Origin of the sequence: Mesorhizobium sp. M2A.F.Ca.ET.037.01.1.1 (assembly GCF_003998075.1) — a bacterium.
Taxonomy (GTDB): domain Bacteria; phylum Pseudomonadota; class Alphaproteobacteria; order Rhizobiales; family Rhizobiaceae; genus Mesorhizobium.
Map to the genome: position 1 here is coordinate 1 of NZ_RZSA01000448.1, position 5,096 is coordinate 5,096.

The following is a 5,096-nucleotide window of genomic DNA, read 5'->3' on the forward strand; positions in this document are numbered from 1 at the left end:
GAGGAGCAGCCCACAACCGACCATGATGCGAAATGCGAAGAAAACGAGCGGAACATAAGGCCGGTCAATGAATGGCACCGCTTTCAGTCCCTGCACGTGTCCGTTCCACGAATGGGTCAGATAGACGCTTGCAATGTGCGGAATTGCAATCGCGAAACGGTTCTTCTCCGCGGTCATGTCGGGCCAGGCGAACAATGTAGCCGGCACGCCGTCGCCAGAGTCCCACAGGCCCTCCATCGCCGCGATTTTTGTGGGCTGATATCGAAGCGTATTGCGCCCCTGGGCGTCGCCGAGCGCAATCTGCAGAGGCGCCAGAACGATCGCCGCCCACAGCGCAAGTGAGAACGCCTTGCGCGACGCGGCAATATGTTGGTCACGCCAGAGATGATAGGCCGACACCCCCGCGACCACGAAACTGCCGGTCAGATAGCTTGCGCAGACCATATGCAGGAAACGATATGGGAACGATGGATTGAATACGGCCGCCCACCAGTCGACGACGTGGAAGACGCCGCTGGCGTCGATCGAGTATCCGGCCGGGGTCTGCATCCAACTGTTCGAGGCCAGTATCCAGCTCGCGCTGAACAAGGTTCCCGATGCAACCATGAGGCAGGCAAAGAAGTGCATGCCACGGCCGACGCGGTTCTCGCCGAACAACACGATGCCGATAAAGCCCGCCTCAAGGAAAAAGGCGGTCATCACCTCGTACATGAAGAAGGGGCCGAGCACATTGCTCACGGCGCGGGAGAAGCCGCTCCAGTTGGTGCCGATCTCATAAGAGAGCACCACGCCGGTCACCACGCCCATACCAAATCCGAGCGCGAAGATGCGGATCCAGAACCGCATAAGGCTGCCGTAGACAGGATTCTGGGTCCGCCACCACATGAAACTCAAGAAGGCCACGAAGGAAGCGATACCGATCGTGAAGGCGGGCCACAGAATGTGAAATCCGATGGTAAAGCCGAATTGAATACGCGACAGCGTCGTGGCGTCCATGGTCAACCCTCCTGGGCCGCCAAACGACGGATGCGCACCGGCACGGCCTTGTAGGAGGGGGTGTGGCTCTGCGGATCTCGGGCATAGAGCGGGACGAGCGGATTGGCCTCTGGATAGTAGGCGCCACAGCATCCGTCGGGCAGCTGGTAAGCAATCACCTTAAACCCGTCGACCCTGCGTGTGGCGCCATCAGTGGAGATCGTTTCGAGTGCTACGGTATCCCCTGGTCTGACCCCCTGGCGAGCCATTTCGCGGCCGTTCAGAAACACGACCATGCGCTGGTGGAATACGCCACGATAGCGGTCGGAGCGGCTGTAGAGCGTCGTGTTGTACTGGTCGTGGCTGCGCATCGTGGTGAGCCAAAGCGCGGTCGGGTCACCCTGGTGTGGATCCTCCTCCAGGCCCTCGAATACCGCAAACTCGGCCTTTCCTGACGGGGTCGCCCAAATCCGCTCGCGGGCGAGTGAAGTCAGGTGGAAACCGCCGGGAATGCGCACGCGAGCATTGTAACCCTGGAATATTGGGAAGACGCGTTCGATCGCGTCTCTGATCTTGTCGTAGTCAGCTGCGAAGTTCTCCCAAGTGACGGAAGAAGACTCACCCAGAACAGCGCGGGCGAGTCCTGCCACAATGGCGGTCTCGCTTCGCAGGTGCTCGGAGGCGGGCGCGTTTTGGCCCGTGGACGCATGTACCATGGACATGGAATCCTCGACCGTGATCGACTGCGGCCCGTTCGACTGGACATCGATTTCGCTGCGCGACAGGCAGGGCAGGATGAAAGCATCTTTGCCGTGCACCATGTGAGTGCGATTGAGTTTGGTAGAGATGGTCACGGTGAGATCGAGTCCGCGCAACGCGCGGTGCGTCGCCATGGTGTCTGGCGCCGCAGCGGCGAGATTGCCGCCAAGTGCGATTAGTACCTTGGCCTCGCCACGCAGCATCGCTTCAAAGGCAAGCACCGTGTCATGCCCATTGGCGCGCGGCGGCTCGAAGCCAAACAGATCCCGGATGCGGTCGAGCATCTCGGCGGGTGGCTTTTCAGTGATGCCGACTGTCCGGTTTCCTTGTACGTTGGAATGACCCCGAACCGGACAGATGCCGGCACCTGGCCGGCCAATGTTGCCGCACAACAATGCGAGGTTGCAGATCTGGCGGACATTCTCAGTGCCCCGCCGGTGCTGGGTGATGCCCATCCCGTAAACAAGGATCGTCTTTTCCGACTTGAGGTAGGCGTCGGCAGCGATGTGCAGATCCGATCGGCTGAGGCCCGACTGACGCTCGATTGCCTCCCAAGATGTTCTGCGAAGATCCGCCGCCAGAGCTTCAAATCCGATCGTATGTCCGTGAATGAAATCGGCATCGAGCAAACGCGCCTCGTCGGCCGCGATCGCTGCATCATCAGCCTCAATACAGGCCTTCATGATACCCTTCAGTGCTGCAACGTCGCCGCCGACTCGAAGCTGAAACACGCGCGAGGAAATCGGCGTCGACGTCAACGTGGCCATTTCGATAGGGTTCTGGGGCGCCTGGAATCTCTCAAGCGCGCGTTCGCTGAAGGGATTGAAGCTGATGATGGTGCAGCCTCGGCGCGAGGCGTTGCGCAAGCTGGTCATCATGCGGGGGCTGTTCGTCCCTGGGTTTTGGCCGATGATCAGGATGCAGTCCGCGAGATCGAAGTCCTCAAGCAGCACCGTGCCCTTGCCAACCCCTATGCTTTGCGGCATGCCGACACTCGTCGCCTCATGGCACATGTTGGAACAATCGGGGAAGTTGTTGGTGCCCAAGGCGCGGCCGAAGAGCTGGAACAGAAACGCCGCTTCGTTCGATGCGCGGCCTGACGTGTAGAATTCCACGCTGTTGGGATCGTTTAGCCCTCGCACAATTGCGCCGATACGGGCGAAGGCATTCTCCCAGGAAACGGGCAGGTATTTGTCTGAGGCCGCGTCGTAAGCCATCGGGTGCGTGAGCCGCCCGACCATCTCCAGGTCATAGTCGTCCCAAGTCGCCAGTTCGGAGACGGTATGCTCCGCGAAGAAATCAGGGGTGCAGCGCTTGGCTGTGCCCTCCCAGGCCAGCGCCTTGGCGCCGTTCTCGCAATACTGGATGGGCTCGGCCTGTTTCGGCTCAGGCCAGGCGCAGCCAGGGCAATCAAAGCCTTCGGGCTGGTTCATGCGCATGAGTGTGACGGCACCGCTAAGCAAGATTTCTTGCTCGCTCAGTGCCTTACCCGTCGCCTTCAATGCGCCCCAGCCGCCGGCCGGCGATCTGTAGGGTCGAATCCTGGGTCTCGGCACGGGCGCGCCTCCATGTGGAGCGAACGGGAGCATTGATCGGCGCCCTGGACGAGAATCGTCGAGGCTGGGCGTTGGAACGTATTGGCCGTTTTCCTGCCCGGTTTCTCACAGTGTCGAAGGTAGCCGACACAGCAAATGTATAGAGGATGCGGCCTAGAAGGGGCGGTTAAACGAGGTAAATAGTTGTGTGGGTCTGTTCTTATTCGGTGTCCGTTTGAGCCTACGGTGCTCAAACAGAAGCAGTCTGTGGGCACACGCGTGTGTCGCATCGTGAGCGCATGGCGTCGCCCAACCTAGTAGACGTCTCGGATGTCGATTCCGGTCAGTGGCTGCGTCCGAAAGGGTGCCCGTTTCATACATCGGCATAATAGCGTGGCGGACCTGCTCTGTTGTTAGCTCTGATTGCCGTTGAACAGTTTAGAACGGGTCCAGGGAGCCAGCCATGCGAGCATATACGTCCTCGCAATTCAGTCACAACGATCCAGATGGGTCGGTTCCTCCGTATATGGACGCCTGGCTGCTGTCATCGGTCGTTCATGGTTTCAACAACCTGCTCACGCCGGTCGTGATTGCCCTGGAGGACTTGCAGCGCCGTCGCGCAGGCACGACGAGAGAACTCGGAAAGATCGATGCCGCGATCTATTGCGCGTTTCGCGCGAAAGTCCTCGCCCGGCAACTTCTCGAACTTGCGAATTCGCGACCGGCACGACCGGAGCCGACGGATATTCGCCAGCTGCTCGAGCAGTTTCAGGTCGTGCTTGCGAACGTCCTCTCACCAAACATCAAGCTGACCCTGCACATCGCGCGCAGCCTTTCGCTGGCCTTCATCGACCGACTGCTCGTCGAACGCGCACTTCTCAATCTTGTCCTGAACGCCCGCGACGCGATGCCCGCAGGCGGCGCTATCACCATTTCCGCGGCTTTAGAGTTTCCGCCGTCAAGCAAGCCCGGCTTGGCCCAGCGGATGATCCGCCTTTCCGTCAGCGACAACGGCGTTGGGATGGATGACTGGACACTCAAAATGGCTGGCCGGCCGAATTTCTCGACAAAGGCAAACGGAAGCGGCCTTGGGCTCGCCGTCGTAAGGCGGATCGTGGAGACTTTGAACGGCGTGCTCTCAATAACCAGCACGCTCCGACATGGCACCACGATCGATCTTTGGCTGCCTGCCATCTCCGAGGATGCGAGCAACTGGGTTCACGCTGAACGGAAAGGAACACAATGATGAAAGTCTTTGCCATCCTCGCAAAATGCTCAGCGGCGCTTCGGGAGTTTGTGGCGCCGAGCTACAGGCCGGAGCTGCATTACCTGCGCGGCAAACGCCAAGGACAGCCACGGGCGATCTTGGTCGAATCAAAACGAGTGTTGCCGCTGTTGCGTAATCCTCCACCGAATTGATTTGCAGCAGTGAATCGAAGCTTTTAGCGGCTCGCAATGCTCCCAAGCCAGGTCCGCTACCTGTCTGAGCCGCTTGAATGATGGCGGGCTCGGTGCTCGCCATCATTCGCTCACATCACACCTCACCGCACCCCAAACGTCGTTCCATTGGAATGGTTCGAGCAAAGGCTCCCATGTTCGATAGGCGCGAGTTCCGCTCCCAGCCCCAGCTTACCATCGAATTTACCTCTTTTTACCTCGGCGCCATCCACCCGCGTGTAGCTTAGGAAACACTCGATCACCGCTGAAGAGGAACCCGAGGCGATAAAGACGATGCCCTGTTCTCGCACCACACTCACTCTCTCCGATGCGAAGCGCATGCTGGCGGCGGGCGAAGCCGAAGCCGCTAGCTTCGGCATTGCCTACAAC

Annotated in this window: 4 protein-coding genes; 2 read left to right on the forward strand and 2 right to left on the reverse strand. The window is 59.7% G+C overall.

Translation table 11 applies throughout. The annotated features are described in order from the left end of the window. Together EOA27_RS21080 and EOA27_RS21085 are read right to left on the reverse strand one after the other, a co-directional pair. On the reverse strand, positions 1–996 hold a 996-nt coding region (locus EOA27_RS21080), incomplete at its 3' end, for a cytochrome ubiquinol oxidase subunit I (protein ID WP_145970451.1). Between the two features lie 2 nt (positions 997–998). Next, the gene (locus tag EOA27_RS21085) at positions 999–3,323 is read right to left on the reverse strand and encodes an FdhF/YdeP family oxidoreductase (RefSeq protein ID WP_127257065.1); all 2,325 of its coding nucleotides are present in this window, start codon (positions 3,321–3,323) and stop codon (positions 999–1,001) included. Between the two features lie 472 nt (positions 3,324–3,795). Here EOA27_RS21085 and EOA27_RS42985 point away from each other — a divergent pair, with 472 nt between their 5' ends. Beyond that, positions 3,796–4,515 (forward strand): ATP-binding protein, encoded by a 720-nt coding sequence (locus EOA27_RS42985; RefSeq protein ID WP_281059455.1) that lies wholly within the window; start codon positions 3,796–3,798, stop codon positions 4,513–4,515. Then, positions 4,512–4,688 carry a hypothetical protein gene (locus EOA27_RS40815; protein WP_189562073.1) on the forward strand — a complete coding sequence of 59 codons (177 nt, stop codon included), beginning with the start codon at positions 4,512–4,514 and terminating at the stop codon, positions 4,686–4,688. Before EOA27_RS42985 ends, EOA27_RS40815 begins: the two co-directional genes overlap by 4 nt. The last annotated feature ends 408 nt before the right edge of the window (positions 4,689–5,096 follow it).

What these genes read in the sequence shown, in the direction of transcription:
- EOA27_RS21085 (WP_127257065.1), bottom strand. Translation starts at nt 3,323, where the DNA reads ATGCTCCCGTTCGCTCCACATGGAGGCGCGCCCGTGCCGAGACCCAGG.
- EOA27_RS42985 (WP_281059455.1), top strand. Translation starts at nt 3,796, where the DNA reads ATGGACGCCTGGCTGCTGTCATCGGTCGTTCATGGTTTCAACAACCTG.
- EOA27_RS40815 (WP_189562073.1), top strand. Translation starts at nt 4,512, where the DNA reads ATGATGAAAGTCTTTGCCATCCTCGCAAAATGCTCAGCGGCGCTTCGG.